The following is a 26,552-nucleotide window of genomic DNA, read 5'->3' as shown; positions in this document are numbered from 1 at the left end:
ATTTTACTTCCCCGCGAAGAAAATTTATCTTATCCACACTTTTTGTTCGTGGGATGCGCAGTCTGATGCTGAATTTTGCACTTTCTCGCTCGCGAACCGTTCTTCAAGCCAGACTCCGGGACATTTATGAGCAAGAGCACCGCTGAGATCCGACAAGCGTTTCTCGATTTCTTCCATAGTAAGGGACACAACATTGTTTCAAGCAGTTCGCTTGTCCCTACTAACGATCCGACACTGTTGTTTACCAACGCTGGGATGAACCAATTTAAAGATGTTTTCCTGGGTCTGGATAAACGCGATTACAGCCGTGCGACCACATCTCAACGTTGTGTACGCGCAGGCGGTAAACATAACGATCTGGAAAATGTCGGGTATACCGCCCGTCACCACACTTTCTTCGAGATGCTGGGTAATTTCAGCTTTGGCGATTATTTTAAGCATGATGCCATCAGCTATGCCTGGGAATTATTAACCGGCGAAAACTGGTTCAATCTGCCAAAAGAGAAACTGTGGGTTACGGTGTATGAGACCGATGACGAGGCTTTCGATATTTGGGAAAAAGAAGTCGGTATACCTAAAGAACGCATTATCCGCATCGGTGACAACAAAGGCGGTGCCTTCTCGTCAGACAATTTCTGGCAGATGGGTGACACCGGTCCTTGCGGACCTTGTACCGAGATTTTCTACGATCATGGCGACCACATCTGGGGTGGCCCTCCTGGTTCTGCTGAAGAAGATGGCGATCGTTATATCGAGATCTGGAATATCGTCTTTATGCAGTTCAACCGCCAGTCTGATGGCACCATGCTCCCGCTGCCTAAACCATCTGTTGATACCGGGATGGGTCTGGAACGTATTACTGCGGTAATGCAGCATGTGAACTCAAACTACGATATTGATCTGTTTAAGAAACTGATTGCAGCCGTTGCTCAGGTTACCGGCACGAACGACTTGAACAACAAATCACTGCGAGTTATCGCCGACCACATTCGCTCCTGCGCGTTCCTTATCTCTGACGGCGTGATCCCGTCGAATGAAAACCGTGGATATGTATTGCGCCGTATTATTCGTCGCGCAATTCGTCATGGCAACATGCTTGGCGCTAAAGATACCTTCTTCTACAAACTGGTTGCTCCACTGATTGAAGTGATGGGCCCAGCTGCACAAGAGTTGAAAGAGCAACAAGGGATGGTTGAGCAGTTGCTGAAAACCGAAGAGGAGCAATTTGCTCGTACGCTTGAGCGCGGCCTGGCATTGCTTGACGAAGAGTTGTCCTCTATGAAAGGCGATACTCTTGATGGCGAAATTGCTTTCCGCCTTTACGACACCTTTGGTTTCCCGCTGGATTTAACTGCCGACGTTTGTCGCGAGCGTGATCTCAAAGTTGATGAAGCCGGATTTGAAAGAGCCATGGAAATTCAGCGCCGTCGTGCGCGTGAATCCAGCGGTTTTAGTGCTGATTACAACAGTATGGTACGCGTTGATAGCGTCACCCATTTCTCCGGATATGAGTACCTGGAACGTCAGTCAAAAGTAGTGGCTTTGTTTATCGATGGGCAACCCGTTGATGCAATCAGCACAGGTGATAACGCCATAGTCGTGCTGGAGGACACCCCATTCTATGGCGAGTCTGGCGGCCAGGTTGGCGATAAAGGTGAACTGAAAACGGGATCCGGTGTTTTCACTGTATCTGATACACAGAAATACGGCAAAGCCATCGGTCATCAGGGTTCTCTCAGTGCAGGCAAACTGAGCATCGGTGATGTTGTCGACGCCGTCGTTGATGTTGCCCGTCGTGAACGCGTTCGGTTGAATCACTCTGCCACGCATTTGCTGCATGCAGCATTGCGTCAGGTTTTGGGCAAGCATGTTGCTCAGAAAGGCTCATTGGTGAATGATCACTATCTACGTTTCGATTTCTCTCATTTTGAAGCAATGAAGCCGGGGGAGATCCGTCAGGTTGAAGACCTGGTGAACGCGCAAATCCGCCGCAACTTGCCAATTCAGACCAAAATCATGGCGTTGGATGATGCAAAAGAGCAGGGTGCAATGGCGCTGTTCGGCGAGAAGTATGATGACAGCGTCCGCGTATTATCGATGGGCGACTTTTCCACCGAGCTTTGTGGTGGTACTCATGCCAACCGTACCGGTGATATTGGGCTGTTCCTAATTCAGAGTGAGTCAGGCACTGCTGCAGGTATCCGTCGTATCGAAGGTATCACGGGTGAAAATGCTATCGCGGCACTGCATCAGCAGAGTGATTTGTTGCAGGACGTGGCACATTTAGTGAAAGGCGACGTGAGCAGTGTTGCGGATAAAATCCGTACGTTGATCGAACGTTCGCGTTTGCTGGAAAAAGAGCTTCAGCAAGTGAGAGCTCAGCAGGCTGCGCAGGAAAGTGCTTCACTCTCCAGCCAGACCAGAGAAGTTAAAGGCGTTAAATTACTGGTGAGTCAACTGGACAATGTTGAGCCTAAACTGCTGCGAACCATGGTCGATGATCTGAAAAATCAGTTGGGCTCAGCCATTATTGTTTTAGCGACAATTGCAGATGATAAAGTCAGTATGATCGTTGGCGTGACCAAAGATCTGACCGATCGTGTTAAAGCAGGTGAGTTGATTGCTTCTATCGCGCAGCAGGTCGGCGGTAAAGGCGGTGGCCGTCCTGATATGGCACAGGCAGGAGGTAGCGACGTTCATGCCCTTCCTGACGCTCTTGCGAGTGTGGAGGCCTGGGTTGCCGCTAAACTGTAATAAGAAATAAATCACTACACAAAGAAACGCCATAATGTATTGTACAGTATGGCGTTTTCACTATCGCAGGTAGGATAGGTTAGGCCAGGAAAGCCACAAAGGTCTTGTTTTCAGCTAAGCTTAAAATATTCATGGCTTATGTCGCAGGCTCGTTACACTAAGTGTGAGGGTCATGGCTTACGTTTTACCCGCGATTAATAGATAATGGCCGGGAAACTGAGAGACCCGACTCTTTTAATTCTTCAAGGAGCAAAGAATGCTTATTCTGACTCGCCGAGTTGGTGAAACCCTCATGATTGGCGATGAGGTAACTGTTACCGTTTTAGGTGTTAAAGGTAACCAAGTGCGTATTGGTGTTAATGCGCCCAAAGAGGTCTCTGTGCATCGTGAGGAGATCTATCAGCGCATTCAGGCTGAGAAGTCTCAACAAACAAGTTACTGATTGACCGGGCGTCTCGCTAACGGCGAGGCGCTGACCTTTTTTCTGCCTATTTCTACTTTTCCTTGTGTTTTGTCCCGCATTTTATTCGGCTTTTTCTAAAATCGCACCTCATCCTCTGATGCCTATCTCAAGAAAAAATAATGTTTTTTATGGTCCAAACACCACTATTTGCCGTCAAACTGCTCATGTTGCGCGTGAATTGTCCAAACAGTCCGATGTTGGAAAAAAAGGGTTTGACTTATAAGTGCGGGAAAGTAATATGTGCGCCACGCAGTGCCGATGAGCTTGAACAAAGTTAGTCAGCATAACTCGAAAGAGGCGTATGGTGAGGTGGCCGAGAGGCTGAAGGCGCTCCCCTGCTAAGGGAGTATGCGGTCAAAAGCTGCATCCGGGGTTCGAATCCCCGCCTCACCGCCATTTAAAATGCACCCATAGCTCAGCTGGATAGAGTACTCGGCTACGAACCGAGCGGTCGGAAGTTCGAATCTTCCTGGGTGCACCATACTTTCCAGAGCGTATGTTGATTTGCAATCAAATGAGCGTAATGGGCAGAAGCACAAGCTTATGCAGTAGGGACAAAAATGGTTGGGTAAAATCTGCAGTAAGAATCAAAATGCACCCATAGCTCAGCTGGATAGAGTACTCGGCTACGAACCGAGCGGTCGGAAGTTCGAATCTTCCTGGGTGCACCATATTTTGTGTATGCTGAAGTGATTGTGGATATTTTATAGCGCACTCGACATACAGATTGCACGAAGGATGATAACGTTGCTTTAGCAACGGCCCGCAGGGCAAGGCGCGAGCCGAGTAATCTTCCTGGGTGCACCATTCTTTTCCTCTGCTTTTCCCTAGTTGAATAAAACACAAACGATTAAACCTGCACCCATAGCTCAGCTGGATAGAGTACTCGGCTACGAACCGAGCGGTCGGAAGTTCGAATCTTCCTGGGTGCACCATATTTTGTGTATGTTGAAGCGATTGTAGACTTTCTATAGCGCGCTCAACATACAAATAGCACGAAAGAAGATAACGTTGCTTTAGCAACTACCCGCAGCGTGAGGCGCTAGCCGAGTAATCTTCCTGGGTACACCCTATTTAGAGAAACTCGCTTCGGCGAGTTTTTTGTTTTATGGCCTTTCTTAACTCTTCAGATTTACATTCCTCTCATTGCCAGGCTCTACTTATATGTCCCTGACAAAATGCGACTTTAAGCAGACTTTACGCTAAAGTGGTTTCCTGTTTTTATCGTGAGCAGGAGGACAAGATGTACGATGTCTACGAGGGTTTGATCTTTGATATGGATGGAACCATATTGGATACAGAACCGACGCACCGTAAGGCTTGGCATCAGGTATTGTCCAAATACAATATGCACGTTGATTTTGAAGCGATAGTTGCTCTCAATGGTTCGCCGACGTGGCGCATCGCTAAGTTTATTATTGAGCATAACCAGCTGGAGTTGGATCCTCACCTCCTTGCCGCCGAGAAAACTACAGCCGTGCAAGAGATGCTTCTGGATACCGTGCAACCACTGCCGCTCATTGAGGTGGTGAAGTTCTACCACGGTCGCCGCCCGATGGCTGTAGGTACAGGCAGTGAACGCTGGATGGCGGATGCACTCCTTCGCCACTTAGGTTTACGTCACTGTTTTGACGCCATTGTAGGCGCCAGTGATGTACTGAATCACAAGCCGGCACCGGACACCTTTTTACTTTGCGCTGAATTAATCGGCGTACCACCTGAAAAATGCGTAGTATTCGAGGATGCTGATTTTGGCATTCAGGCTGCACAACGGGCCAATATGGCCGTAGTGGATGTCCGTTCGCTTTGAATACAACTCTGGCGCTGACCTCTCTCTTTGGCAGCAGTTTTCTCAGTGCGACCTTGTTGCCGGGAAATTCAGAGATACTATTGATTGGCTTGTTATCGGCTGGTAGCGCGTCGCCACTTTTATTGGTGGTAGCTGCATCTTTTGGCAATACCTTGGGTGGAATTACCAATATTATCATCGGTCGGTTACTGCCCGGGTTGAAACCCCAGCGCGGCTTCAATACCGCAATGGCATGGTTGAATCGTTTTGGTCCTGCTGCACTGTTGCTCAGTTGGCTACCGGTAGTGGGTGATGTTTTATGTGTGTTGGCAGGCTGGTTGCGCATGCCCTGGGGTCCAGTGGTGTTTTTCCTCTTTATAGGTAAAACAATACGTTATGCGGTATTAACCGTCATTACGTTACAGGGGATTTCATGGTGGAGTTAGATTGGTATCGCTTATCATGATGGTTACGTCTATGCAGATTCAGTATGCTTGCAAGTTAATGATTTTAAATAGCGGGAGGTCAATTTGATCCCGGATGTATCTCAGGCGCTTTCTTGGTTGGAAGCACATCCTCAGGCAGTAAAAGGTATTCGTCGTGGCATAGAGCGTGAAACGCTGCGTGTTAATCTTGATGGCTCACTTGCGGCGACAGGGCATCCAGAGGCTTTAGGTGCTGCGCTAACGCACCACTGGATAACAACTGATTTCGCGGAACCCCTCCTGGAGTTCATTACTCCGGTTGATGGTGATATTGACCATCTGTTGAAATTCCTGCGTGATATTCACCGCTACGTTGCCCGAGAGCTGGGTGATGAAAGAATGTGGCCATTGAGTATGCCTTGTTTTGTTGGTGCGGAGCAGGAGATTGAACTGGCGCAATATGGCTCTTCCAATATTGGGCGTTTAAAAAACTTGTACCGTGAAGGTTTGAAGAACCGTTATGGCGCATTGATGCAGATTATTTCTGGCATTCATTATAATTTTTCGCTACCGCTAGAATTTTGGCAAGCACGTCTTGGCATCACTGACGCGGAAAGTGGAAAGCATGAAATTTCTGCTGCCTATTTTAAACTCATTCGTAACTACTACCGTTTCGGCTGGGTTATTCCTTATCTGTTCGGAGCATCTCCGGCTATCTGTTCCTCCTTCCTGAAAGGGCGCGAAACAGACTTACCGTTTGAGACCACTGAATCAGGAATGTGCTATTTGCCTTACGCCACTTCATTGCGTCTGAGTGATTTGGGTTACACTAATAAAGCGCAAAGTAATCTTGGCATCACATACAACGACCTCGAAACTTATGTGAAAGGCGTAAAGCAGGCGATCCGTACTCCTTCCGAAGAGTACGCTGCAATGGGCGTCAAGAATAAAGACGGCCAATATCTGCAATTGAACACCAATGTGTTACAGATTGAGAACGAACTTTATGCTCCGATCCGTCCGAAACGCGTGACCCGTTCTGGCGAAACGCCTTCAGAAGCACTGTTACGCGGAGGGATCGAATATATTGAAGTGCGCTCTCTTGATGTGAATCCCTTCTCGCCAATTGGTGTCGATGCGTCTCAGGCGCGTTTCCTTGATCTGTTTTTGATATGGTGTGCTTTGGCCGATGCGCCAGAGATGAATAGCGATGAACTGCTGTGTACGCGTAAAAACTGGAATCGTGTGATCCTTGAAGGGCGTAAGCCAAATCAGACGATTGGTATCGGTTGTCACGACGAGCGTACGCCACTTGATCAGGTGGGGAAGGCGCTGTTTGCCGATTTGCGCCGTGTGGCCGAGGTGTTGGATGGTCAGAATGGTAATCAGCAATATCAGGGGGTTTGTAACGAGCTGGTTGTTGGGTTCGATGATCCTGAGCAGACTTACTCCGCACGCATCTTAAGAGATATCAAAGCGCAGGGTGCCGGTAGCCTGGGGCTGGAGTTAGCGGATAAATATCGCCAGATGCTGATGCAGGAACCGCTGGAAATTCTTAGCACTGAACAGCTCGCCGCAGAATCAGCAGCTTCATGGCAGCGGCAGCGCGACCTTGAAGCAAATGATAAGCTAAGCTTTGAAGAGTATCTGACCGCACTCAACGGCGGTTAAAAAGAAAAAGGCCACAATTAATGTGGCCAAATAACATCTCTGTTTACAGGGATGATGATAACGAATGTGCGTCTTGCATATATTCAGACTCGCATTGTGGGAAAAGGTTTCCTGAGTTCGATAAAAAAACATTTTTTCTTTAGGAGGGTGACGATATGCCACTGTTGGATAGCTTTACCGTAGACCATACTCGTATGGCAGCACCTGCTGTTCGTGTCGCAAAAACCATGAAAACCCCACACGGGGATACTATCACTGTATTCGACCTGCGTTTTTGCCGTCCGAATATTGAAGTCATGCCTGAGCGTGGCATTCATACTCTGGAACACCTGTTCGCTGGTTTCATGCGTAACCATCTTAATGGGAATGGTGTTGAAATCATTGATATTTCACCAATGGGTTGTCGTACCGGGTTCTACATGAGCCTGATTGGTGTCCCTACGGAGAAATTGGTTGCTGACTCCTGGAAAGCGGCAATGGCCGACGTTCTGAAAGTGACTGACCAGCGTAAAATTCCTGAGCTGAATGAGTTTCAATGTGGGACTTACGAAATGCATTCCCTGAAGGAAGCTCAGGAAATTGCACAACACATTCTCGATAACGAAGTGGTCGTCAATCACAACGAAGATTTGGCGTTGCCAAAAGAGAAACTGACTGAACTGCATATTTAGTTTTAATGCATTTTAATCACAAAAAAGACGCGATATCGCGTCTTTTTCTATTTAGAAGAACCTAAAATAGGTTCTTGGATTAGTGCCAGTTAACGCTGTTTTTCAGCGGTTGCATAGGCCTAACCTGAACTTGTTTAATCATATTATCCTGTACCGCGAGGATTTCTACTGCGTAATTTTCAACGCGCAGACTGGCTCCTGCCTGAGGGATCTCTTCCAGTATTTCCAGCAGCATGCCATTAACCGTGCGTGGGCCATCGGCTGGTAAGGTCCAGTTGAAGGCTTTATTTAGCTCTCGGACGTTGGCGCTGCCTTCAATAATCACTGAACCATCGCTTTGCGGCATGACCTCTTCTGCCAGCGTTGGGGACATTGAGGTCGTAAAGTCACCTACGATCTCTTCAAGGATATCCTCGACCGTCACCAGTCCTTGTATATCGCCATATTCGTCGACCACAATGCCGACTTTCTTCTTATTGCGCTGAAATTTTACCAACTGGATGTTGAGCGGTGTGCCTTCAGGGATAAAATAAACCTCATCGGCGGCGCGCAGCAGGTTCTCTTTGGTGAACTCTTTTTTCTCGGTCATTAGGCGGTAAGCTTCACGCAGGCGCAGCATACCGATGGCGTCATCCAGAGAGTTACGATAAAGCAGAATTCGTCCGTGCGGGGAGTGCGTCAGCTGGCGGATGATTGACTTCCAGTCATCATTAATATCAATCCCGACAATGTCGTTACGTGGGACCATAATGTCATCCACGGTGACTTTTTCCAGATCGAGAACGGACAGCAACATGTCTTGATTGCGGCGGGAAATCTGCGAGCGTGATTCATTCACGATAGTACGCAATTCCTCTTTACTTATCGCGTCGCTGATTCCGACATTGGTTTTTATCCCACACATGCGCATTAGCAAACGTGACAAGCTGTTAAGGATCCACACCAGCGGCATCATGATGGTTTGCAGCGGCCGCAGCAGCAGACTGCTAGGAAATGCAATACGTTCTGGGTTTAGCGCCGCGAAAGTTTTAGGCAGCACTTCGGCAAAAAGCAGCACCACAAAGGTCAGAATACCGGTCGCGATGGCGACACCTGCATCACCATATAAGCGGATGCCAACAATGGTTGCCAGAGCGGAAGCGAGGATATTGACCAAGTTATTGCCGATGAGAACCAGACTTATCAGCTGGTCAGGGCGTTTCAGCAGCTTCTCAACGCGGCGCGCTCCACGGTTGCCTTGCTTGGCAAGGTGGCGTAACCGGTATCGGTTGAGGGTCATCATGCCGGTCTCGGAGGCGGAAAAATAAGCCGAAACCACCACCATAATGATCAATGTGATGATGAGGGTAGTTGTCGAGACGTGCTCCAACGGGGAATTCCTTATTTATTAATTAAACTGTAATTTATTGATGAACCATCAGTTGCTGGATCATGCGGCTGCCAAAATAGGCCAATGTCAATAACACGGCACCCGCCATGCTAAACCATACCACCCGGCGACCACGCCAACCTTCATGATAGTGGCCCCACAGTAAAACGATATAGACAAACCATGCGAGAATCGACAGTACTGCTTTGTCTATGTTTTCCCGACTGAATAGATTATCCATATATAACAAGCCGGTGCAGAGCGTCAGCGTCAGTAAAACAACGCCCACCTGCGTTATATGAAAGAGTTTACGCTCGATAGTCATCAGCGGCGGCATGTCATTGTTGAATGTCAGACGTTTATTTTTTAGCTGATAGTCCAGCCAGGCAAGTTGCAGCGCATAGAGCGCCGCGATAATAAGTGTCGCATAAGCAAATAGCGCGAGACCGATATGCACTAAAAGCCCTTTGCTTTGCTCAAGGTGAGTGATGAACTCGCCGGGAAGGAAGGTAACAAATGCCAGATTGATCAGTGCGAAACTATAAACAATAGGTAAAATAAACCAACCGCGGTTGCGCGAAGCAACAATGGTCATTACCGTACATATAATCAGACTGACCACTGAGCCGATATTCACCAGACTCAGATTTTGACCAGTACTGACATCGAAGATGCGTTGCTGGAGTGCCACTGCATGGCAAATCAGCGCGACGATCACGGAAATCAATGCTAAACGCCGATATGCACCCGTCTTCCTGATAATGCTCGGGATGATCAGGGCAAGGCTGAGCAGGTAGGCCAACATGGCAACAACGGGGAAAACTGACATAGCGTTTCATTAGCATCAAAAATGAATTAGACAGTCAGTATAACGTTACGCGCGTCACGCTCCAACCTATCTGAGATGCCAAAGCAGAGATCGTCAACGCTTCGTGTTATAATCTCGCAATTGTGTCGCTAAGGCGGCCTGTCATTACGTTGAGCAAGAGACGATGTTTGAGAATTTAAGCGATCGATTGTCGCGCACATTGCGCAATATCAGCGGCCGTGGGCGGCTGACCGAAGAAAACATTAAAGAAACATTACGTGAAGTTCGTATGGCATTGCTGGAAGCTGACGTTGCGCTGCCGGTCGTGCGGGACTTTATCAACCGGGTGAAAGAGAGTGCCGTTGGCCATGAGGTCAACAAAAGCCTGACACCGGGTCAGGAATTCGTAAAAATAGTCCAGAAAGAGCTGGAAACGGCCATGGGCGAGGCGAATTCAGAGCTTAATCTCGCTGCCCAGCCACCGGCTGTCGTGTTGATGGCTGGCCTGCAAGGTGCAGGTAAAACGACCAGCGTTGCGAAACTGGCAAAGTTCCTTAAAGAGAAGAAAAAGAAGAAAGTTCTGGTTGTCTCTGCCGACGTCTATCGCCCTGCCGCGATCAAACAGCTAGAGACACTTGCCGAGCAGGTTGGTGTTGATTTCTTTGCTTCCGATGCGCAAGAGAAACCCGTTGATATTGTTAACCGCGCACTGCAACAAGCCAAGCTCAAATTCTATGACGTTCTGATTGTCGATACCGCTGGCCGTTTGCATATCGACGAAGCGATGATGGATGAAATCAAACAGGTTCACGCGGCAATAAAGCCGGTAGAAACACTGTTTGTTGTCGACGCGATGACCGGACAGGATGCGGCTAATACGGCGAAAGCCTTTAACGAGGCGCTGCCATTAACGGGTGTTATTCTGACGAAAGTCGACGGTGATGCCCGCGGCGGTGCGGCGTTATCTATTCGCCATATCACCGGAAAGCCGATTAAGTTCCTCGGTATGGGTGAAAAAACGGATGCGCTTGAGCCGTTCCATCCAGATCGTGTAGCCTCCCGCATTTTGGGTATGGGCGACGTTCTTACACTTATCGAAGATATTGAGAGTAAAGTTGACCGGGCTCAGGCTGAAAAGCTGGCGAACAAACTTAAAAAAGGTAATGGCTTCGATCTTACCGACTTCCTTGACCAGCTTAAGCAAATGCGCAACATGGGTGGCATGGCCAACATGATGAGTAAACTGCCTGGCGTGGGTCAGCTGCCGGATAACGTCAAGTCACAAATGGACGATAAAGTGTTGGTCCGCATGGAGGCGATCATCAATTCGATGACCGTTAAAGAGCGCGCCAAGCCAGAAATTATTAAAGGTTCCCGCAAACGTCGCATCGCGATGGGTTCCGGCATGCAGGTGCAGGACGTCAACCGCTTACTCAAGCAGTTTGACGATATGCAGCGCATGATGAAGAAAATGAAGAACGGCGGCATGGCAAAAATGATGCGTGGCATGAAAGGTATGATGCCACCGGGTTTCCCAGGGCGCTGATCGACAATACTGGCTATTTATTAGCCACATAAACTGCTCAGAGACCACTCAGGTAAATAGTGAGCGAGGCAATCTACGCTTTCGGTTGCTTTTTGCGCCAAAATGAGTAAAATTTTCGGGCTTTTTATATTGCAGCCAGACCCCGTTCCCCGATGGGGTCTGGCTGTTTTATTAACTAAAGAGGATGTTATGGTAACAATTCGTTTAGCACGTGGCGGCGCAAAAAAGCGTCCGTTTTATCAAGTAGTAGTGACCGACAGCCGCAATGCCCGTGATGGTCGTTTCATCGAGCGCGTAGGCTTCTTCAACCCATTGGCATCTGGCCAGGCTGAAGCACTGCGTCTGGACCTGGATCGTATTACCCATTGGGTAGATTTGGGTGCAACCGTTTCTGATCGCGTTTCTTCGCTGATCAAAGACGCTAAGAAAGCGGCTTAATCTGTCGCGGTGGTAACAATGAGCAAGCAACTCAATCCAGTGACGCCCGCTGAGCCGATAGTTCTTGGCAAAATGGGGTCAACATACGGCATTCGTGGTTGGCTCAGAGTGTTTTCATCCACCGAAGACGCCGAAAGCATCTTCGAATACCAGCCTTGGTTTATCCAACAAGCTGGTAAGTGGCACGTTGTCGAGCTGGAAGGCTGGAAACGCCACACTCAGGACCTGATCATCAAAGTCAAAGGCTATGACGATCGGGAAGCCGCGAATCTTCTGACCAATTGCGAAATTGTGGTCGATTCAAAGCAACTTCCATCACTGGAAGACGGCGACTATTACTGGAAAGACCTTTTTGGCTGCCAGGTAGTCACAACTACAGGTTACGAGCTGGGCAAAATCATCGATATGATGGAAACCGGTTCTAACGATGTCATCGTTGTTAAAGCCAACCTGAAAGATGCCTTCGGAATCAAGGAGCGGTTGATTCCGTTCCTCGATGGGCAGGTTATCAAGAAAGTCGATCTCACTACTCGAATTGTCGAAGTAGATTGGGATCCTGGTTTTTGACCTCCGTAGCGTTTACTGACGTATTTAATACTGAAGTCGCTAAAGGCAGGTTGAGTGGAATGTTGTCTGACGGGAGTAGGCTATGTGGATTGGTATAATTAGCCTGTTTCCTGAGATGTTTCGCGCGATCACCGATTACGGGGTAACTGGCCGGGCAGTAAAGAATGGCCTGTTGAGCGTAAATTGCTGGAGTCCACGTGACTTCGCATACGATCGACATCGTACCGTGGATGAGCGGCCTTATGGCGGCGGTCCCGGAATGCTGATGATGGTGCAACCCTTACGGGAAGCGATTCATGCAGCTAAAGCGGCGGCAGGCGAAGGTGTTAAAGTGATTTATCTTTCACCTCAGGGGCGCAAGCTGGATCAAACCGGCGTTTGTGAACTGGCGGCCTATCAGAAAATCATTCTGGTATGTGGTCGTTATGAAGGGATTGATGAGCGCGTAATCAAAACCGAGATTGACGAAGAATGGTCGATTGGCGATTACGTTCTCAGTGGTGGGGAGTTACCGGCAATGACGCTGATTGATTCAGTCTCCCGTTTTATACCGGGTGTCCTGGGTAGTCAGGCTTCAGCAGAAGAAGATTCTTTTGTTGATGGATTGCTCGATTGTCCACACTATACCCGCCCTGAAGTGTTAGAAGGCATGGAGGTACCGTCGGTTTTACTGTCGGGAAACCACGCTGATATACGTCGCTGGCGCCTGAAACAGTCGCTGGGTCGAACCTGGCTTAGAAGACCTGAACTTCTGGAAAACCTAGCTCTGACTGACGAGCAAGAGGTGTTGCTGAGAGAGTTCCGTAAGGAACATCGCCTCAGTTAACAAAACTATGAAGGGATCGCGTGAGCAATTTGCCATGCCGTCCCGATATATCAGTTTACCTAGGGTAAGAGACATATTATGAGCAATATCATTAAACAGATCGAACAAGAGCAGATGAAGCAAGACGTACCTGCATTCCGTCCGGGTGATTCCGTGGAAGTTAAGGTATGGGTCGTTGAAGGTTCTAAAAAACGTCTGCAGGCATTCGAGGGCGTGGTTATCGCTATTCGTAACCGCGGTCTGCACTCTGCATTCACTGTTCGCAAAATTTCTAACGGCGAAGGTGTTGAGCGTGTATTCCAGACTCACTCCCCAGTAATCGACAGCATTGCTGTTAAACGTCGTGGTGCCGTTCGTAAAGCTAAACTGTACTACCTGCGTGAGCGTACTGGTAAGTCTGCTCGTATTAAAGAGCGTCTGACTAAGACTCGCTAACGCGACATTTAAAAAGCTCTTAGTTAACAAGGGCCTGGCGAAAGCCAGGCCCTTTTTTATGAAAAAATGGCGGCAGAGATTGAGAGTGTGGTGGCCGCGCATAAAAAAACCTGCAGTCGTGGGCTTGCTCTTCAATGCATCTGAAAGGATTGCTGATTTTGTTATCGTTTACAGTGCCTTATATCACCCCATGTACCAGGTTCATAGAGTGTTGCTTAGAGATCGCAGCTCATATCCATGCAACGCAGCTCGACATTTGCCATACGGGAATAGTGGAAACTTTCTTTGATCAAAGTGAAGCCATTCTTTTTATAGAATTCAAAAGCATTAGGCGTTGAAGATAAAACCAGTGTTTTTATCCGCCGTCTTTTAGCTTCCGTTTTTATAGCTTCAAGAATGATTTTTGCCATTCCCTGTCCCATAAATTCAGGAAGAGTAAATATAGCCTCGACACTTTGGCTTTCGAGATCCAGAAAGCCAGTGGCGACGGGATTGTCACCGGCAGGTGAATCAATCACGAAAAATGGATTATCGGAGATAGTTTTGCGAAAACTCTCAGGCATTTCATTTTGCGTCCATACCATGATGGTCTTTTCATCATAAGAAGTTTTGCAGCCGTGCCGTATAGCTCTGTTTCTAATTTCCCATAGTTTTTCCGCTTCATGTGTTAACGCAAACCTGACAACCATCATGCTCTCCTTATCTCTCTATTCGATTCATATAGTGTTAGTTACCATAATCTTGAGTCTGGCGCACTACCATTGGCACCTTTGAATGCGGCCTCTGAAGCGAATCGTCGAGATGCTCTTTATTTTGAGTTGCTGAATACTGCTGCTACATAAACGTTGTCACCAGTAGATAACCCGAGAGGCAAGAGCATGACACGCCAATCAAACCGGGAATGATGAAGCTGTGGTTAATAATGTACTTGCCGATTTTAGTGGTGCCTGAACGGTCAAAGCCGATGCATGCTAAGTCGCTGGGATAGGTTGGCAGTACAAAATAGCCATAAGATGCTGCAAAGAAAGCGATAAGCATTTTAGGGTCAACCCCGAGCTGTAATGCCATCGGTGCTATCGCTGTTAGCGCCGCGGCCTGGCTGTTCACCAACTTTGACACTAAAAAAAGCACCAGGGCATAAGCCCATGGATGGACCTGAACCACGCCTTGCAGTGCGGTTTTTAACTCGCCAAGATGGGCCTGAAAGAAGGTATCACTCATCCACGCGACACCAAATACTGAAAAGATTGCTACCATACCGGCTTTAAATACTGGACCATTAGCGATATCCGCCGACTTCACTTTACACCCGATAAGGATCACGGCGCCGGCGATCAGCATCATCATTTGAATGACCAGATTCATCGATAAGGGCCGCATTTTGCCACCGATTTCAAACGATGGGCGCAGTTCGGAAATGGAACCTAATAAGACCACGATAATAATCGCGGCGAAAAATATCCAGGTTGACCAATAGGCTTGTTTAGGGAAAACATGATTAAGCAAAGTCTCAGTATTGCCGTAAATATATTCCCGTTGTTTGGGTTCTGCAATTTTTCGTTGGAAATCCAGATCATCCTTTAACTCCTTTCCCCGCTTTAAACTCCAAAACGCCGCCATTAATACACCAAATAATGATGAGGGAATGGAAACTGCCAAGATCTGCAAAATACTGTACGCCTGTCCAAGCCCATGCCCTGCTGCAATGATCGATACCAAAGAGACCACTGCCACGGAGACCGGTGAGGCGGTGATCGCCATTTGCGAGGCGACTGAAGCCACTGCCATTGGACGTTCAGGACGGATACCTTTTTTTAGCGCAATGTCAGCAATGATCGGGAACATGGTGTAGACAACATGTCCGGTCCCACACAGGAAAGTCAACGTCCAGGTGGTCAATGGCGCGAGTATCGTGATGTGTTGCGGATGTTTACGTAACAGCTTTTCCGCAAATTGCATCATGACATTCAGACCACCCGCCGTTTGTAATACGGCAGCGCAACCAATGACCGCCAGTATCGTCAGCATCACGTCGACGGGCGGTTTACCTGGTTCCAGTCCGAAAACGAAGGTTAGAAAAAATAAGCCGATCCCGCTGATCAGGCCCAGGCCCATACCGCCAAATCGGGTACCAATAAGCAGACAAATTATAATAATAGCGAACTGAAGCGTGATCATATTTCCCCCGGTAAAGTGAAAAACTTAAAATTAAGAAATCGAATAGACGTGTGGAAAAGATGAGATGAATAGTTAATGAATAAAGCCAATAAAAATGCGAGAGGGATCGTCTTTTTCTAGTAAGCCCTACTGTTGTTGTTGTTTTTATTATTTCAGTACGAAAATTGTTATTAACTAATTAAATAAATTCAGGTTTTTTGTTTTATAAATAATGCATATTGCTATGACGATGTAGATTTTATGAGGCGATTTTCCGACAGGCTCTTAACGTCAACGCTGTGCGATGCAGGCCAGAGGCATTACAAATTACACGTAACGTAATGTTTACAGTAATTCGAGTATTTACAGATATAGTAATAATAAGTTTACATATAAGGTTTGAAATCTTTACGGTCTGTGTTAACGTCACCGTATGCTGATAAGCAGCACCTCTTTTACTGACAGCGGATGGCCACCATGCAAAAAGATGCACTTAATAACGTACATATCACCGCAGAACAAATTCTCATTACTCCTGAAGAGCTGAAAGTTCGTTTTCCATTAGGCATTAATGACGAAAACAACATTTCCCAGGCACGGAAGACCATCGCGGATATCGTCCATGGTCGCGATCCTCGTTTACTGGTGGTTTGCGGCCCTTGCTCAATTCATGATTTGGATGCAGCGCTGGATTATGCGCGCCATTTGAAAACCTTATCTGAAGAGCTAAGCGACCGTTTGTACATTGTTATGCGCGTCTACTTTGAAAAACCACGTACGACTGTGGGCTGGAAAGGCTTAATTAACGATCCACATATGGATGGTACTTTTGATGTGGAAGGTGGGTTGCATATTGCACGTAATCTGCTGCTGCAATTGGTTGGCATGGGGTTACCACTGGCGACTGAAGCCTTAGATCCTAATAGCCCACAATACCTGGGCGATCTGTTCAGCTGGTCAGCTATCGGGGCGCGTACTACTGAATCCCAGACTCACCGGGAAATGGCTTCTGGTCTTTCAATGCCGGTTGGTTTCAAAAATGGGACCGACGGTAGCCTCGGCACTGCCATTAATGCCATGCGTGCAGCGGAAATGCCGCACCGTTTCGTGGGTATCAATCAGGCCGGTCAGGTTTGTTTGCTGCAAACTCAGGGCAATCCCGATGGGCATGTCATTCTGCGCGGCGGCAAGACGCCAAACTACAGCAGCGAAGATGTTCATGCCTGCGAAAAACAGATGCAGGATGCGGGACTCCGCCCTTCCTTGATGATAGATTGCAGCCATGGTAATTCGAACAAAGACTACCGCCGTCAGACGGTGGTGGCGCAGTCAGTCATCGATCAAATCAAGGCGGGCAACCGTTCAATAACCGGTTTGATGCTGGAAAGTAATCTGCACGAAGGCAACCAGTCTTCTGAACAACCTCGTTCAGAGATGAAGTACGGTGTCTCAGTGACGGATGCCTGCATTAACTGGGAAAACACAGAAACATTGCTGCGTACTATGCATCAGGAATTGGGCGAGTCGCTGGCGGCACGAATCGCAGGAGAGTAGATTTTATATGGTGGCTGAACTTAACGCGTTGCGCGATCAGATTGATGAAGTTGATAAAGCTTTGTTAGATCTTCTATCCCGCCGCCTGAATCTGGTGGCGGAAGTAGGGGAGGTGAAAAGCCACTACGGTTTGCCTATTTATGTGCCTGAACGAGAAGCTGCCATGCTGGCTTCTCGCCGAGAGGAGGCACAGCAGATAGGTGTTCCTCCAGACCTGATTGAAGATGTTTTGCGCCGCGTAATGCGCGAGTCTTATTCCAGTGAAAATGATAAGGGCTTCAAAACTCTTCACCCAGAATTACGGCCCATCGTAATTGTCGGCGGCCGGGGGCAGATGGGACGTTTATTTACCCGTATGCTTGAGCTGTCGGGCTATCAGGTCAAAGTGCTTGAACAAGACGATTGGCCGCAGGCAGAAGCGCTGCTTTTTGATGCCGGTATGGTTATCGTTAGCGTGCCGATTCATCTGACCGAAGAGGTGATTGGTCGGTTACCGAAACTGCCTGATGACTGTATTCTTGTTGATCTCGCGTCAGTGAAGAATCGCCCTCTTCAAGCGATGCTTGCAGTCCATGAAGGGCCAGTGCTTGGCCTGCACCCAATGTTTGGACCCGACGTTGGCAGCCTAGCCAAACAGGTTGTGGTCTATTGTGATGGTCGTGAGCCACAGGCGTACCAGTGGCTGCTGGAGCAGTTGCAAGTCTGGGGGGCAAGGTTGCATAAAATCAGCGCGGTTGAACACGATCAGAACATGGCGTTCATCCAGGCTCTGCGACATTTTGCGACTTTCGCTTATGGTCTTCATTTGTGTGAAGAGAATGTACAAATTGAGCAACTGCTGGCTTTGTCTTCACCGATTTATCGCCTTGAACTGGCCATGGTTGGACGACTATTTGCCCAAGACCCCCAGCTTTATGCTGATATCATTATGTCTTCGGAAAGTAATCTGGCATTGATCAAACGCTATTATCAGCGTTTTGGTGATGCACTGGAGCTGCTTGAGAACGGCGATAAGCAGGCATTTATAAGCAAGTTCAAACAGGTTGAGAGTTGGTTCGGTGATTATGCGCCACGTTTTTTGAAAGAGAGTGGCTCGTTGCTGCGACAGGCGAACGATAACCGACGTTAATTACGTTCTGAATGTATAAAAAAGGCCATCCGGTTAAGCCGGTATGGCCTTTTTTGTTATTCAGCGTATAAGTCAGCTCGGATTAACAGCGACGACGTTCTCACCGGGATAGCAGCCCAGCACTTTCAGCGAGCGGGTTATGGCACTCAGGCCGCGTAACGCTGTCTCCATGGCCTCCGAACGCAGGTTGGCCTGCACATCAATATAAAACATCTCTTCCCACGGATTACCGTTAATCGGCCGGGATTCGAGCCTGGTCATGATAATGCCCTGTTCACGTAGCACCAGCAACGCTTCAACCAGTGCACCGGCCTGTTGTCCTGTAGCCATTATGAAGGTGGTTTTCGCCGGAACCTGCTCGGTCACTTCGATGGCTTTACGGGCCAGCACGATGAAGCGGGTTATATTCTGTTGCTGGTTGGCTAGATTATATTCCAGTACCTGCAGGCCATACAGTGCACCGCCTGCTTCGCTCCCAAGCGCTGCAACATGTGGTGATTTCGAGGCTGCCACTTTTTCCATTGCCGCAGCGGTGCTTTCGCAATATTCAATTTTCCAGTGCGGGAAGCGGTTTATGAACTGGCTGCACTGTTGGAAAGGCTGCGGATGGCTGTAGACCGTTTCAATTTTAGATAGGTCAGTATCTGCGGCAACCAACACGCAGTGATCGATTGGGGTGGTCAGTTCTCCGACAATCGACAAACTGGTGTGCTGCAGTAGATCGTAGACGTCATTAATTGAACCAGAGCTGGTATTTTCAATCGGTAGCACTGCGTAGTCAGCCTGGCCGGTTTCGACCTGAGTGAAGATATCTTGGAATTTCTGGCAGCCGCATTCGATGAATTGTTCGAAATGGCGCGCGGCGTATTGTCTGGCGGCAAGATGGGAGTAGGAGCCTTTTGGACCAAGGAAAGCGATGCGTGCGGAGTCAGATGTCGTCTGATTTAGGTGTTGTTGTAATAACGCCTGCTGAGTCAGAACGGAGTCTTCAATAATGAGCTGATAAACGCGAGTAATGTAGTGGCCGTCCAGCCCCTGTTTTTTTCCTTCCAGAATGAGGGCATTAATTAACTCTTTTTCACGTCCCTTATCACGGATCGGCCGGTGAGAATGCATTTTTGACTGGCCGACTTCTACTGCAAGGTTGCGTCTTTCACCTAACAACGCCAGTAATTTAAGGTCCAGCGCGCTAATGCGTTCACGTAGTGCCAGCAATGGATTCTCGGTCATTGTCTCATCCTTTTTATGTGCTTTGTTCTATCGAATTTGCCAAACTATGAGCATAAAAAAAGCCCCCTTTTCAGGAGGCTTTATTGTTCGTCTTCGCATTCATTCTTATACGACGAAACGCCTCCCAAGTCAGGGGAAGGTAAAAAAGAATGCGAAGAAAAACAGTTTTGCGTTCATATGTTGCGTTTTCTCTGATTAGCCCTGCCTCTAAAGTAACCGCTGGCTTTTCCCTGTGTCAATACAATTTCCTGCGCACATAAAAAACGCGCTCCTGGGAGCGCGCTGTTCTTTGCTATTAAAGGTTGGAAATTACTTCTCTTCCTCTTCTTCCTCTGGTTCAAGGTTGATCTCTTTAACGCAAGATTCTGCGCGGCGGGCTTCGCCTTTGTGTTGCGCCTTGTTCAACTGACGTTCGAGTTTCGCAATCAACTCATTGACGGCAGCATACATATCATCGTGTGTGGCACTGGCAACCAGTGGACCATTAGCAGTAGTAATGGTGGCGTCCGCAACAAATCCCTGAGGTTCTTTCGAAAGAACAATATGTGGGTTAATTAACTGAGTTTGCCATTTTTCCAGTTTTTTTAGACGGTCTTCGACGTGGTCCCGAATTGCTGTGGTGATGTCCATTTGTTTGCTGGTAATGTTGACTGTCATGTAATTTACCTCTCTGTCTTTCCGTCTAGGATAGTTTCAGCATACCTGCCTTTGAGACAAAATGCGTGATGGAAATCACGTTTTTTTGTCACTTTTTGTCAAGTGAAACAAAACTGTGACTTGGGGTAATTAACGGCAGACTAGAACTTGTGATTTTTAGCAGGGTAAAGCAATCTTGATAAGATATATGCAATCAGACTCCCCCTCCCAGAGTCGCCTCTGCTTTAAAAATCATCAATTTACTTATCCAATAAAAAAACGGCAGCCTGAGCTACCGTTTGTTCCGAACAAGAATGCTATTGAGACTTATCGCTGAATTATGACGCGTTGTTGGTCGCGATAATTTTCGCCACCTTGTCCGCTTCGTTATTCAACTGCAGTTGACGATAGGCATTTTCCATCATTGGCAGCGCATCACGCGTTGCTTTGGTATCCGGGTAATCCTTAAGCATTTGCTCTACACGATTAACGACGGCGACGTAAGCACCACGTTTAGTGTAGTATTGCACGACCGACAGCTCATATTTGGCCAGACGATCTTTCAGGAATACCAGACGCTTATTGGCATCGGTAGCATACTGACTGTTCGGATAGCTATGAATTAGCTGGCTGAAGTCACGGAAGGCGGCACGTGCATGTTGTGGATCACGGTCTGAACGATCAATACCGAAGAAGCCCTGCAACGCACTGTCGTCCAGCGCCATATCCGTCAGACCACGCATATACATGACGTAATCAATGTTCGGATGGGTGGGGTTCAGGCGCATAAAGCGATCAATAGAGGCCTGAGCCAAAGGCAAGTCAGCAGACTTGTAGTAAGCGTAGATCAGGTCTAACTGCACTTGTTGTGAGTAAGGTCCGAATGGATAGCGGTTATCCAACGCTTCTAATTGAGCAATTGCGCCCTTAAAATTACCGTCCTGCAGCTTTTGCTGGGCAGTAGCATAAAGTACGTTTGGCGGGTTATCGGGAACCGTTTCTTTGGAACCAGAGCAACCGACCAGCGCCAGGCTCAACGTGGCTGCCGCCACCAGATATTTCACACGCGTCATGACGTTTTGATTATCCTCAGGTGTTATTCTGGGAGACTGTCCGTTAAGCTCCCGACAAAGACCAGCTACAATAGCACATTATTTTAAACGGCATCGCCGTGAAAACCCAACGTTAACCAAGAAGCTGCATATGGCACAACAAGTACAACTCACCGCAACGGTGGCCGAATCTCAACTCGGTCAACGTTTAGATCAAGCTTTAGCCGAATTGTTCCCTGATTATTCACGATCTCGCATAAAAGATTGGATCCTGGATGACAGAGTGCAAGTTAATGGCAAGAAAGTGACCAAACCAAAAGAAAAAGTGTTGGGTGGCGAGGCTATCGCAATCGATGCGCAAATTGAAGAAGATGCGCGTTGGCTACCACAGGATATCGCGTTAAACATAGTTTACGAAGATAACGATATTTTAGTCATCAATAAACCCCGTGGTCTGGTTGTTCATCCTGGCGCAGGTAATCCGGATGGCACAGTGCTGAATGCATTATTACATTATTACCCTGAAATCATGGACGTACCACGCTGTGGCATTGTTCATCGTCTTGATAAAGACACCACAGGTTTGATGGTGGTGGCTAAGACAGTTCCTGCGCAAACCCATTTGGTTGAAGCTTTACAGGCGCGCGAAATTACCCGTGAATATGAAGCGGTGGCGATGGGTACCATGACGGCTGGTGGTACGGTTGATCAACCTATTGCCCGTCATTCGACCAAGCGCACGCACATGGCAGTTCACCCAATGGGTAAACCTGCGACTACGCACTACCGCATCATGGAGCATTTTCGTGCCCATACGCGTTTGCGTTTGCGTCTGGAAACGGGTCGTACACACCAGATCCGCGTGCATATGGCACACATTAACCATCCTCTATTAGGCGACCAGCTTTATGGTGGTCGTCCACGCTTACCGAAAGGTGCTTCGGAAGCATTTATTGCCACGTTGCGCAGTTTTGACCGTCAGGCTTTGCATGCCACCATGCTGCGTCTTTATCATCCAGTAACCGCGATTGAGATGGAATGGCATGCGCCGCTTCCGCAGGATATGGTTGATATGATAAATGCTTTAAAAGCCGATACCGAAGAGTTCAAGGATCAGATGAATTGGTGATGAGCCCGCTCATCTTGCCTCAATGGCCGCAGCCTGCAACGGTGCGGTCATGCACTACAACACGTCAGGGCGGTGTCAGTTTGCCGCCCTACGGCGAGCTTAATTTAGGTTTGCACGTGGGCGACGATCCTCACGCCGTTAATGCCAATCGCCTTTCTCTTATTGATTTAGCTGGCCTCCCTGCGGCACCTCACTGGCTTGAGCAGGTGCACGGGACTGACGTTGTTCGACTCACTAAATCCACTCCCTATTTGCCAACCTTTGTCGCTGATGCTGCCTACACCAACCAACCCGGTGTGGTCTGCGCTGCCATGACTGCCGATTGTCTTCCAGTACTTTTTTCCAACCGTGCAGGAAATGAAGTCGCCGCTGCGCATGCAGGGTGGCGCGGGCTTTGTGCGGGCATACTCGAAAAAACCGTGGCTGAATTCTCTACAAAACCTTCAGACATTATTGCCTGGCTGGGACCCGCAATTGGTGCGCAACAGTTCGAAGTGGGCGGTGAGGTGCGTGAAGCGTTTATTTCTGTAGACTCACAGGCCAGCGCAGCTTTTCAACCCGCTGGAAGTAAATTTATGGCCAATATCTACCATTTAGCGCGCCTGCGGTTGATATCTTGCGGGGTGACACATATCTATGGCGGCGAATATTGCACCGTCACTGATAACACAACATTTTACTCTTACCGACGTGACATCAAAACCGGACGGCTGGCAAGTTTAATTTGGTTCATATAACCTTCCTGATCAAGACGATCCGCCGGCGCATGGCGTTGTACTCATAATATACTGACAAGATAACCTTGAAAACTTCAGGGTTGACCTCATCTATTCTCCAGTAGCAATTTTGTTCAGCAATAGGAGGTGTTATGCGTCTGGATCGTCTTACCAGTAAATTCCAGCTTGCCCTCGCCGACGCCCAGTCCCTGGCACTTGGGCGCGACAACCAATTTATCGAACCTGTTCACCTGATGAGCGCTTTGCTCACTCAGGAAGGCGGCACCGTTCGTCCGTTACTTACTGCTGCCGGGATTGATGCCCAGAAACTGCGCACGGACATCGAACAGGCTTTGGGGAGATTGCCGCAAGTTGAAGGCACCGGTGGTGATGTTCAACCATCCGGTGAATTGGTACGTGTTTTAAATCATTGTGACAAATTGGCGCAACAACGCGCTGATACGTTTATTTCATCCGAACTGTTTATTCTCGCGGTGCTTAAAGACCGCGGTATGTTGACTGATCTGCTTAAAGCCAGCGGCGCAACCGTGGAGAAAATCAGTGCGGCGATTGATCAAATGAGAGGTGGCGACAAAGTGGATGATCAGGGAGCTGAAGACCAACGTCAGGCTTTGAAAAAATACACTATCGATCTGACCGAACGTGCGGAACAAGGAAAACTTGATCCGGTGATTGGTCGTGACGAGGAAATTCGTCGTACCATCCAGGTATTGCAGCGTCGTACCAAAAATAATCCGGTGTTAATCGGTGAGCCAGGTGTGGGTAAAACGGCGATTGCCGAAGGCTTGGCTCAGCGGATTATTAATGGAGAGGTCCCTGAAGGGCTAAAAAACAAACGCGTTCTTTCTTTAGATATGGGCGCGCTGGTGGCAGGTGCCAAATACCGTGGTGAGTTCGAAGAGCGCCTGAAAGGCTTGCTTAACGACCTGTCAAAACAGGAAGGTAATGTCATCCTGTTTATTGATGAATTACACACTATGGTTGGGGCGGGTAAAGCCGATGGTGCAATGGACGCAGGCAATATGCTTAAGCCTGCGCTCGCACGCGGCGAACTTCACTGCGTAGGCGCCACGACCTTAAATGAATACCGTCAGTATATAGAGAAGGATGCGGCGCTTGAGCGTCGTTTCCAAAAAGTGTTTATCGCCGAGCCTTCTGTCGAAGACACCATCGCGATATTGCGTGGTCTGAAAGAACGTTATGAACTGCATCACCATGTGCAAATCACCGACCCGGCTATCGTAGCGGCAGCGACATTGTCGCATCGTTATATCTCTGACCGCCAGTTACCGGACAAGGCGATTGACCTGATAGATGAAGCTGCATCAAGTATTCGTATGCAGATGGACTCTAAGCCGGAAGCGCTCGATCGGCTGGAACGCCGCATCATTCAGCTAAAACTGGAACAACAGGCGCTGAAGAAAGAGTCTGATGATGCAAGTGTTAAACGCCTGGAAATGCTTAACACTGAACTTCAGCAGAAGGAACGCGAGTTCTCGGAACTTGATGAGGAGTGGAAGGCAGAGAAAGCCTCTTTGACCGGTACTCAGAATATTAAATCTGACCTTGAGCAGGCAAAGATCACGCTTGAACAGGCACGTCGTATGGGCGATCTCGGCCGCATGTCTGAGTTGCAGTATGGTAAAATTCCAGAATTGGAAAAACAGCTCGCTGCCGCAACTCAGGCTGAAGGTAAAACGGTGAAAATGTTGCGTAACCGCGTAACAGATGTGGAAATCGCCGACGTATTGGCCCGCTGGACTGGGATTCCGGTCGCCAGGATGTTGGAAGGCGAACGCGAAAAGCTGCTGCGTATGGAAGATGCTTTACATCAGCGAGTCATTGGCCAGGATGAAGCGGTTGAAGCTGTGTCGAATGCGATTCGTCGTAGCCGTGCAGGTTTGTCAGATCCAAACCGCCCAATTGGTTCATTCCTGTTCTTGGGGCCAACGGGGGTGGGTAAAACCGAACTGTGTAAAGCGCTGGCGACTTTCCTGTTTAACAGTGATGACGCGATGGTGCGTATCGACATGTCAGAGTTCATGGAGAAGCACTCAGTCTCTCGTTTGGTCGGTGCACCTCCGGGCTATGTCGGTTATGAAGAAGGAGGCTATCTGACCGAGGCGGTTCGTCGTCGTCCGTATTCCGTCATCTTATTAGATGAAGTGGAAAAGGCGCATCCGGATGTATTTAATATCCTGTTGCAGGTATTGGACGATGGACGCCTGACAGATGGGCAGGGCAGGACAGTTGATTTCCGTAATACTGTGGTGATCATGACGTCGAACCTAGGTTCCGATCTGATCCAGCAGCATTTTGGTGTGGCAACTTATGCGCAGATGAAAGAATCAGTGATGGAAGTTGTGACTCATAACTTCCGTCCTGAGTTCATCAACCGCATTGACGAGGTGGTTGTGTTCCACCCATTGGGTCATGCACATATTAAGCATATTGCGCAAATTCAGCTTGGGCGGTTATACAAACGTCTCGAAGAACGCGGCTACACTGCGACTTTAACAGATGCTGCACTTGAGTTGCTTGGTAACAGTGGTTTTGACCCGGTATACGGCGCACGACCATTGAAACGGGCAATTCAGCAGGAAATCGAGAACCCGCTGGCGCAACAGATACTCTCAGGGAAGCTAATTCCTGGAGTGCCGATTACGATAGATGTCGAAAATGGCCATATCATAGCGCGTCAGTAATTCTCTATTTAGCTTGGATGAAACCGATAAAAAGGGCTTAGAGTTAATCTGGGCCCTTTTTTTGTTCTTATATTAATCAAAAAGCGCGTGTTTGTTTGAAATGTGAACGGTCAGTAATTTATTTGAAATTAGGGGTTGCGGCCTTCTGAGAACTCCCTATAATGCGCCTCCACTGACCGGGAACAACGACTCCTCTAACGAGAACCAAGTCGCTCAGTCAGAAAGTGTCAACCCGGTGAAAACACCGTGTCTCGCAAGAGAAAAAGGTTGACTCTTCAGCGGGAAAGCGTATTATCTGCCTCCCGCGTTACTGAGAAATTATCCAGTAACGAACGCTCTTTAACAATTTATCAGACAATCTGTGTGGGCACTCACAAGACGATATCAGCCACCTCGGTGGCAAAATAATATCAAGTCTTGAAGAGTGACCAAGCAGTAATTCATTTAGTTGAATTATTACG

At 48.2% G+C, this 26,552-nt stretch carries 23 protein-coding genes, 4 tRNA genes and 1 other annotated feature; of the genes, 20 read left to right on the top strand and 7 right to left on the bottom strand.

Annotated features, from left to right (window positions below):
• The first annotated feature begins 126 nt into the window (after window positions 1-126).
• The 10 genes from alaS (at window position 127) to luxS (ending at window position 7,773) form a co-directional block, all read left to right on the top strand.
• Window positions 127-2,754, top strand: a complete 2,628-nt coding sequence (gene alaS, locus ACMV8I_RS19360) for an alanine--tRNA ligase (protein WP_498866823.1) — start codon at window positions 127-129, stop codon at window positions 2,752-2,754.
• A gap of 256 nt (window positions 2,755-3,010) precedes the next feature.
• Window positions 3,011-3,196 carry a carbon storage regulator CsrA gene (csrA, locus tag ACMV8I_RS19355; RefSeq protein ID WP_013574027.1) on the top strand — a complete coding sequence of 62 codons (186 nt, stop codon included), beginning with the start codon at window positions 3,011-3,013 and terminating at the stop codon, window positions 3,194-3,196.
• 324 nt (window positions 3,197-3,520) lie between these two features.
• Window positions 3,521-3,613 (top strand) — tRNA-Ser (locus ACMV8I_RS19350).
• Between the two features lie 8 nt (window positions 3,614-3,621).
• Window positions 3,622-3,698: transfer RNA gene (locus ACMV8I_RS19345), tRNA-Arg, on the top strand.
• A gap of 113 nt (window positions 3,699-3,811) precedes the next feature.
• Window positions 3,812-3,888 (top strand) — tRNA-Arg (locus ACMV8I_RS19340).
• Between the two features lie 187 nt (window positions 3,889-4,075).
• A tRNA-Arg gene (locus ACMV8I_RS19335) sits at window positions 4,076-4,152 on the top strand.
• Window positions 4,153-4,460: 308 nt separating this feature from the next.
• Complete coding sequence (yqaB, locus tag ACMV8I_RS19330; RefSeq protein WP_498866822.1) at window positions 4,461-5,027, top strand: fructose-1-phosphate/6-phosphogluconate phosphatase; 567 nt, start codon at window positions 4,461-4,463, stop codon at window positions 5,025-5,027.
• Window positions 5,024-5,452, top strand: a complete 429-nt coding sequence (locus ACMV8I_RS19325; protein WP_498866821.1) for a YqaA family protein — start codon at window positions 5,024-5,026, stop codon at window positions 5,450-5,452. Before yqaB ends, ACMV8I_RS19325 begins: the two co-directional genes overlap by 4 nt.
• An 84-nt stretch (window positions 5,453-5,536) precedes the next feature.
• Window positions 5,537-7,102, top strand: a complete 1,566-nt coding sequence (gene gshA, locus ACMV8I_RS19320; protein WP_498866820.1) for a glutamate--cysteine ligase — start codon at window positions 5,537-5,539, stop codon at window positions 7,100-7,102.
• Window positions 7,103-7,257: 155 nt separating this feature from the next.
• The gene (luxS, locus tag ACMV8I_RS19315; RefSeq protein ID WP_498866819.1) at window positions 7,258-7,773 is read left to right on the top strand and encodes an S-ribosylhomocysteine lyase; all 516 of its coding nucleotides are present in this window, start codon (window positions 7,258-7,260) and stop codon (window positions 7,771-7,773) included.
• A 79-nt stretch (window positions 7,774-7,852) separates the two neighbouring features.
• Here luxS and ACMV8I_RS19310 read toward each other — a convergent pair whose 3' ends face one another.
• Entirely contained in the window at window positions 7,853-9,142 is a 1,290-nt protein-coding gene (locus ACMV8I_RS19310) for an HlyC/CorC family transporter (RefSeq protein ID WP_498866818.1), read from the bottom strand.
• 34 nt (window positions 9,143-9,176) lie between these two features.
• A complete protein-coding gene (locus ACMV8I_RS19305) occupies window positions 9,177-9,971 on the bottom strand; it encodes a cytochrome c biogenesis protein CcsA (RefSeq protein WP_497231029.1) in 795 nt (264 codons plus the stop codon).
• 163 nt (window positions 9,972-10,134) lie between these two features.
• Between ACMV8I_RS19305 and ffh the strand changes: the two genes are divergently transcribed.
• The 5 genes from ffh to rplS all read left to right on the top strand — a co-directional run bounded on the left by ffh (window position 10,135) and on the right by rplS (window position 13,762).
• Window positions 10,135-11,496, top strand: coding sequence for a signal recognition particle protein (ffh, locus tag ACMV8I_RS19300; RefSeq protein WP_498866817.1), 1,362 nt, complete (start codon window positions 10,135-10,137; stop codon window positions 11,494-11,496).
• A 189-nt stretch (window positions 11,497-11,685) separates the two neighbouring features.
• Window positions 11,686-11,934: a 30S ribosomal protein S16 gene (rpsP, locus tag ACMV8I_RS19295; protein ID WP_104924471.1), complete on the top strand. Its 249-nt coding sequence runs from the start codon at window positions 11,686-11,688 to the stop codon at window positions 11,932-11,934.
• An 18-nt stretch (window positions 11,935-11,952) separates the two neighbouring features.
• Window positions 11,953-12,501, top strand: coding sequence for a ribosome maturation factor RimM (gene rimM / locus ACMV8I_RS19290; RefSeq protein WP_498866816.1), 549 nt, complete (start codon window positions 11,953-11,955; stop codon window positions 12,499-12,501).
• Between the two features lie 82 nt (window positions 12,502-12,583).
• Window positions 12,584-13,327, top strand: a complete 744-nt coding sequence (gene trmD / locus ACMV8I_RS19285; RefSeq protein WP_498866815.1) for a tRNA (guanosine(37)-N1)-methyltransferase TrmD — start codon at window positions 12,584-12,586, stop codon at window positions 13,325-13,327.
• A gap of 78 nt (window positions 13,328-13,405) precedes the next feature.
• Entirely contained in the window at window positions 13,406-13,762 is a 357-nt protein-coding gene (gene rplS, locus ACMV8I_RS19280) for a 50S ribosomal protein L19 (protein WP_188473327.1), read from the top strand.
• 215 nt (window positions 13,763-13,977) lie between these two features.
• Here rplS and ACMV8I_RS19275 read toward each other — a convergent pair whose 3' ends face one another.
• Both ACMV8I_RS19275 and ACMV8I_RS19270 read right to left on the bottom strand, forming a co-directional pair.
• Entirely contained in the window at window positions 13,978-14,451 is a 474-nt protein-coding gene (locus tag ACMV8I_RS19275) for a GNAT family N-acetyltransferase (protein ID WP_498866863.1), read from the bottom strand.
• Window positions 14,452-14,596: 145 nt separating this feature from the next.
• Complete coding sequence (locus tag ACMV8I_RS19270) at window positions 14,597-15,940, bottom strand: anaerobic C4-dicarboxylate transporter (RefSeq protein WP_498866814.1); 1,344 nt, start codon at window positions 15,938-15,940, stop codon at window positions 14,597-14,599.
• 456 nt (window positions 15,941-16,396) lie between these two features.
• Here ACMV8I_RS19270 and ACMV8I_RS19265 point away from each other — a divergent pair, with 456 nt between their 5' ends.
• The gene (locus ACMV8I_RS19265) at window positions 16,397-17,473 is read left to right on the top strand and encodes a 3-deoxy-7-phosphoheptulonate synthase (protein WP_498866813.1); all 1,077 of its coding nucleotides are present in this window, start codon (window positions 16,397-16,399) and stop codon (window positions 17,471-17,473) included.
• 7 nt (window positions 17,474-17,480) lie between these two features.
• On the top strand, window positions 17,481-18,602 hold the full coding sequence (gene tyrA, locus ACMV8I_RS19260; protein WP_498866812.1) for a bifunctional chorismate mutase/prephenate dehydrogenase: 1,122 nt from the start codon (window positions 17,481-17,483) through the stop codon (window positions 18,600-18,602).
• 72 nt (window positions 18,603-18,674) lie between these two features.
• On the opposite strand, the gene pheA is transcribed toward tyrA, so the two are convergent.
• The 3 genes from pheA to bamD all read right to left on the bottom strand — a co-directional run bounded on the left by pheA (window position 18,675) and on the right by bamD (window position 21,541).
• Window positions 18,675-19,832 (bottom strand): bifunctional chorismate mutase/prephenate dehydratase, encoded by a 1,158-nt coding sequence (gene pheA / locus ACMV8I_RS19255; protein ID WP_498866811.1) that lies wholly within the window; start codon window positions 19,830-19,832, stop codon window positions 18,675-18,677.
• Between the two features lie 52 nt (window positions 19,833-19,884).
• Window positions 19,885-20,010 (bottom strand) — a sequence feature (Phe leader region).
• A gap of 131 nt (window positions 20,011-20,141) precedes the next feature.
• Window positions 20,142-20,489, bottom strand: a complete 348-nt coding sequence (gene raiA, locus ACMV8I_RS19250; RefSeq protein ID WP_498866810.1) for a ribosome-associated translation inhibitor RaiA — start codon at window positions 20,487-20,489, stop codon at window positions 20,142-20,144.
• A 317-nt stretch (window positions 20,490-20,806) separates the two neighbouring features.
• Window positions 20,807-21,541, bottom strand: coding sequence for an outer membrane protein assembly factor BamD (gene bamD, locus ACMV8I_RS19245; RefSeq protein ID WP_188473312.1), 735 nt, complete (start codon window positions 21,539-21,541; stop codon window positions 20,807-20,809).
• Window positions 21,542-21,671: 130 nt separating this feature from the next.
• Here bamD and rluD point away from each other — a divergent pair, with 130 nt between their 5' ends.
• The 3 genes from rluD to clpB all read left to right on the top strand — a co-directional run bounded on the left by rluD (window position 21,672) and on the right by clpB (window position 26,091).
• Window positions 21,672-22,649: a 23S rRNA pseudouridine(1911/1915/1917) synthase RluD gene (gene rluD / locus ACMV8I_RS19240; protein ID WP_498866809.1), complete on the top strand. Its 978-nt coding sequence runs from the start codon at window positions 21,672-21,674 to the stop codon at window positions 22,647-22,649.
• Window positions 22,649-23,386, top strand: coding sequence for a purine nucleoside phosphorylase YfiH (gene yfiH / locus ACMV8I_RS19235; RefSeq protein ID WP_498866808.1), 738 nt, complete (start codon window positions 22,649-22,651; stop codon window positions 23,384-23,386). The genes rluD and yfiH overlap by 1 nt, the downstream gene beginning before the upstream one ends.
• 131 nt (window positions 23,387-23,517) lie before the next feature.
• Window positions 23,518-26,091 (top strand): ATP-dependent chaperone ClpB, encoded by a 2,574-nt coding sequence (gene clpB / locus ACMV8I_RS19230; RefSeq protein WP_498866807.1) that lies wholly within the window; start codon window positions 23,518-23,520, stop codon window positions 26,089-26,091.
• Window positions 26,092-26,552: the final 461 nt, after the last annotated feature.

Source organism: Ewingella sp. S1.OA.A_B6 (genome assembly GCF_049889095.1).
Lineage (GTDB): Bacteria > Pseudomonadota > Gammaproteobacteria > Enterobacterales > Enterobacteriaceae > Ewingella.
Note: the sequence above shows the minus strand (reverse complement) of the source record. Positions and strands in the feature narration are given on the sequence as shown.

Bases quoted from the DNA above. Each gene is read 5' to 3' on its own strand.
- luxS (WP_498866819.1), top strand. From the start codon at position 7,258: ATGCCACTGTTGGATAGCTTTACCGTAGACCATACTCGTATGGCAGCA.
- rluD (WP_498866809.1), top strand. From the start codon at position 21,672: ATGGCACAACAAGTACAACTCACCGCAACGGTGGCCGAATCTCAACTC.
- trmD (WP_498866815.1), top strand. From the start codon at position 12,584: ATGTGGATTGGTATAATTAGCCTGTTTCCTGAGATGTTTCGCGCGATC.
- rplS (WP_188473327.1), top strand. From the start codon at position 13,406: ATGAGCAATATCATTAAACAGATCGAACAAGAGCAGATGAAGCAAGAC.
- clpB (WP_498866807.1), top strand. From the start codon at position 23,518: ATGCGTCTGGATCGTCTTACCAGTAAATTCCAGCTTGCCCTCGCCGAC.
- ACMV8I_RS19275 (WP_498866863.1), bottom strand. From the start codon at position 14,451: ATGGTTGTCAGGTTTGCGTTAACACATGAAGCGGAAAAACTATGGGAA.
- rimM (WP_498866816.1), top strand. From the start codon at position 11,953: ATGAGCAAGCAACTCAATCCAGTGACGCCCGCTGAGCCGATAGTTCTT.
- yfiH (WP_498866808.1), top strand. From the start codon at position 22,649: ATGAGCCCGCTCATCTTGCCTCAATGGCCGCAGCCTGCAACGGTGCGG.
- bamD (WP_188473312.1), bottom strand. From the start codon at position 21,541: ATGACGCGTGTGAAATATCTGGTGGCGGCAGCCACGTTGAGCCTGGCG.
- rpsP (WP_104924471.1), top strand. From the start codon at position 11,686: ATGGTAACAATTCGTTTAGCACGTGGCGGCGCAAAAAAGCGTCCGTTT.
- ACMV8I_RS19270 (WP_498866814.1), bottom strand. From the start codon at position 15,940: ATGATCACGCTTCAGTTCGCTATTATTATAATTTGTCTGCTTATTGGT.
- tyrA (WP_498866812.1), top strand. From the start codon at position 17,481: ATGGTGGCTGAACTTAACGCGTTGCGCGATCAGATTGATGAAGTTGAT.
- ACMV8I_RS19305 (WP_497231029.1), bottom strand. From the start codon at position 9,971: ATGTCAGTTTTCCCCGTTGTTGCCATGTTGGCCTACCTGCTCAGCCTT.
- yqaB (WP_498866822.1), top strand. From the start codon at position 4,461: ATGTACGATGTCTACGAGGGTTTGATCTTTGATATGGATGGAACCATA.
- pheA (WP_498866811.1), bottom strand. From the start codon at position 19,832: ATGACCGAGAATCCATTGCTGGCACTACGTGAACGCATTAGCGCGCTG.
- raiA (WP_498866810.1), bottom strand. From the start codon at position 20,489: ATGACAGTCAACATTACCAGCAAACAAATGGACATCACCACAGCAATT.
- ffh (WP_498866817.1), top strand. From the start codon at position 10,135: ATGTTTGAGAATTTAAGCGATCGATTGTCGCGCACATTGCGCAATATC.
- csrA (WP_013574027.1), top strand. From the start codon at position 3,011: ATGCTTATTCTGACTCGCCGAGTTGGTGAAACCCTCATGATTGGCGAT.
- ACMV8I_RS19265 (WP_498866813.1), top strand. From the start codon at position 16,397: ATGCAAAAAGATGCACTTAATAACGTACATATCACCGCAGAACAAATT.
- alaS (WP_498866823.1), top strand. From the start codon at position 127: ATGAGCAAGAGCACCGCTGAGATCCGACAAGCGTTTCTCGATTTCTTC.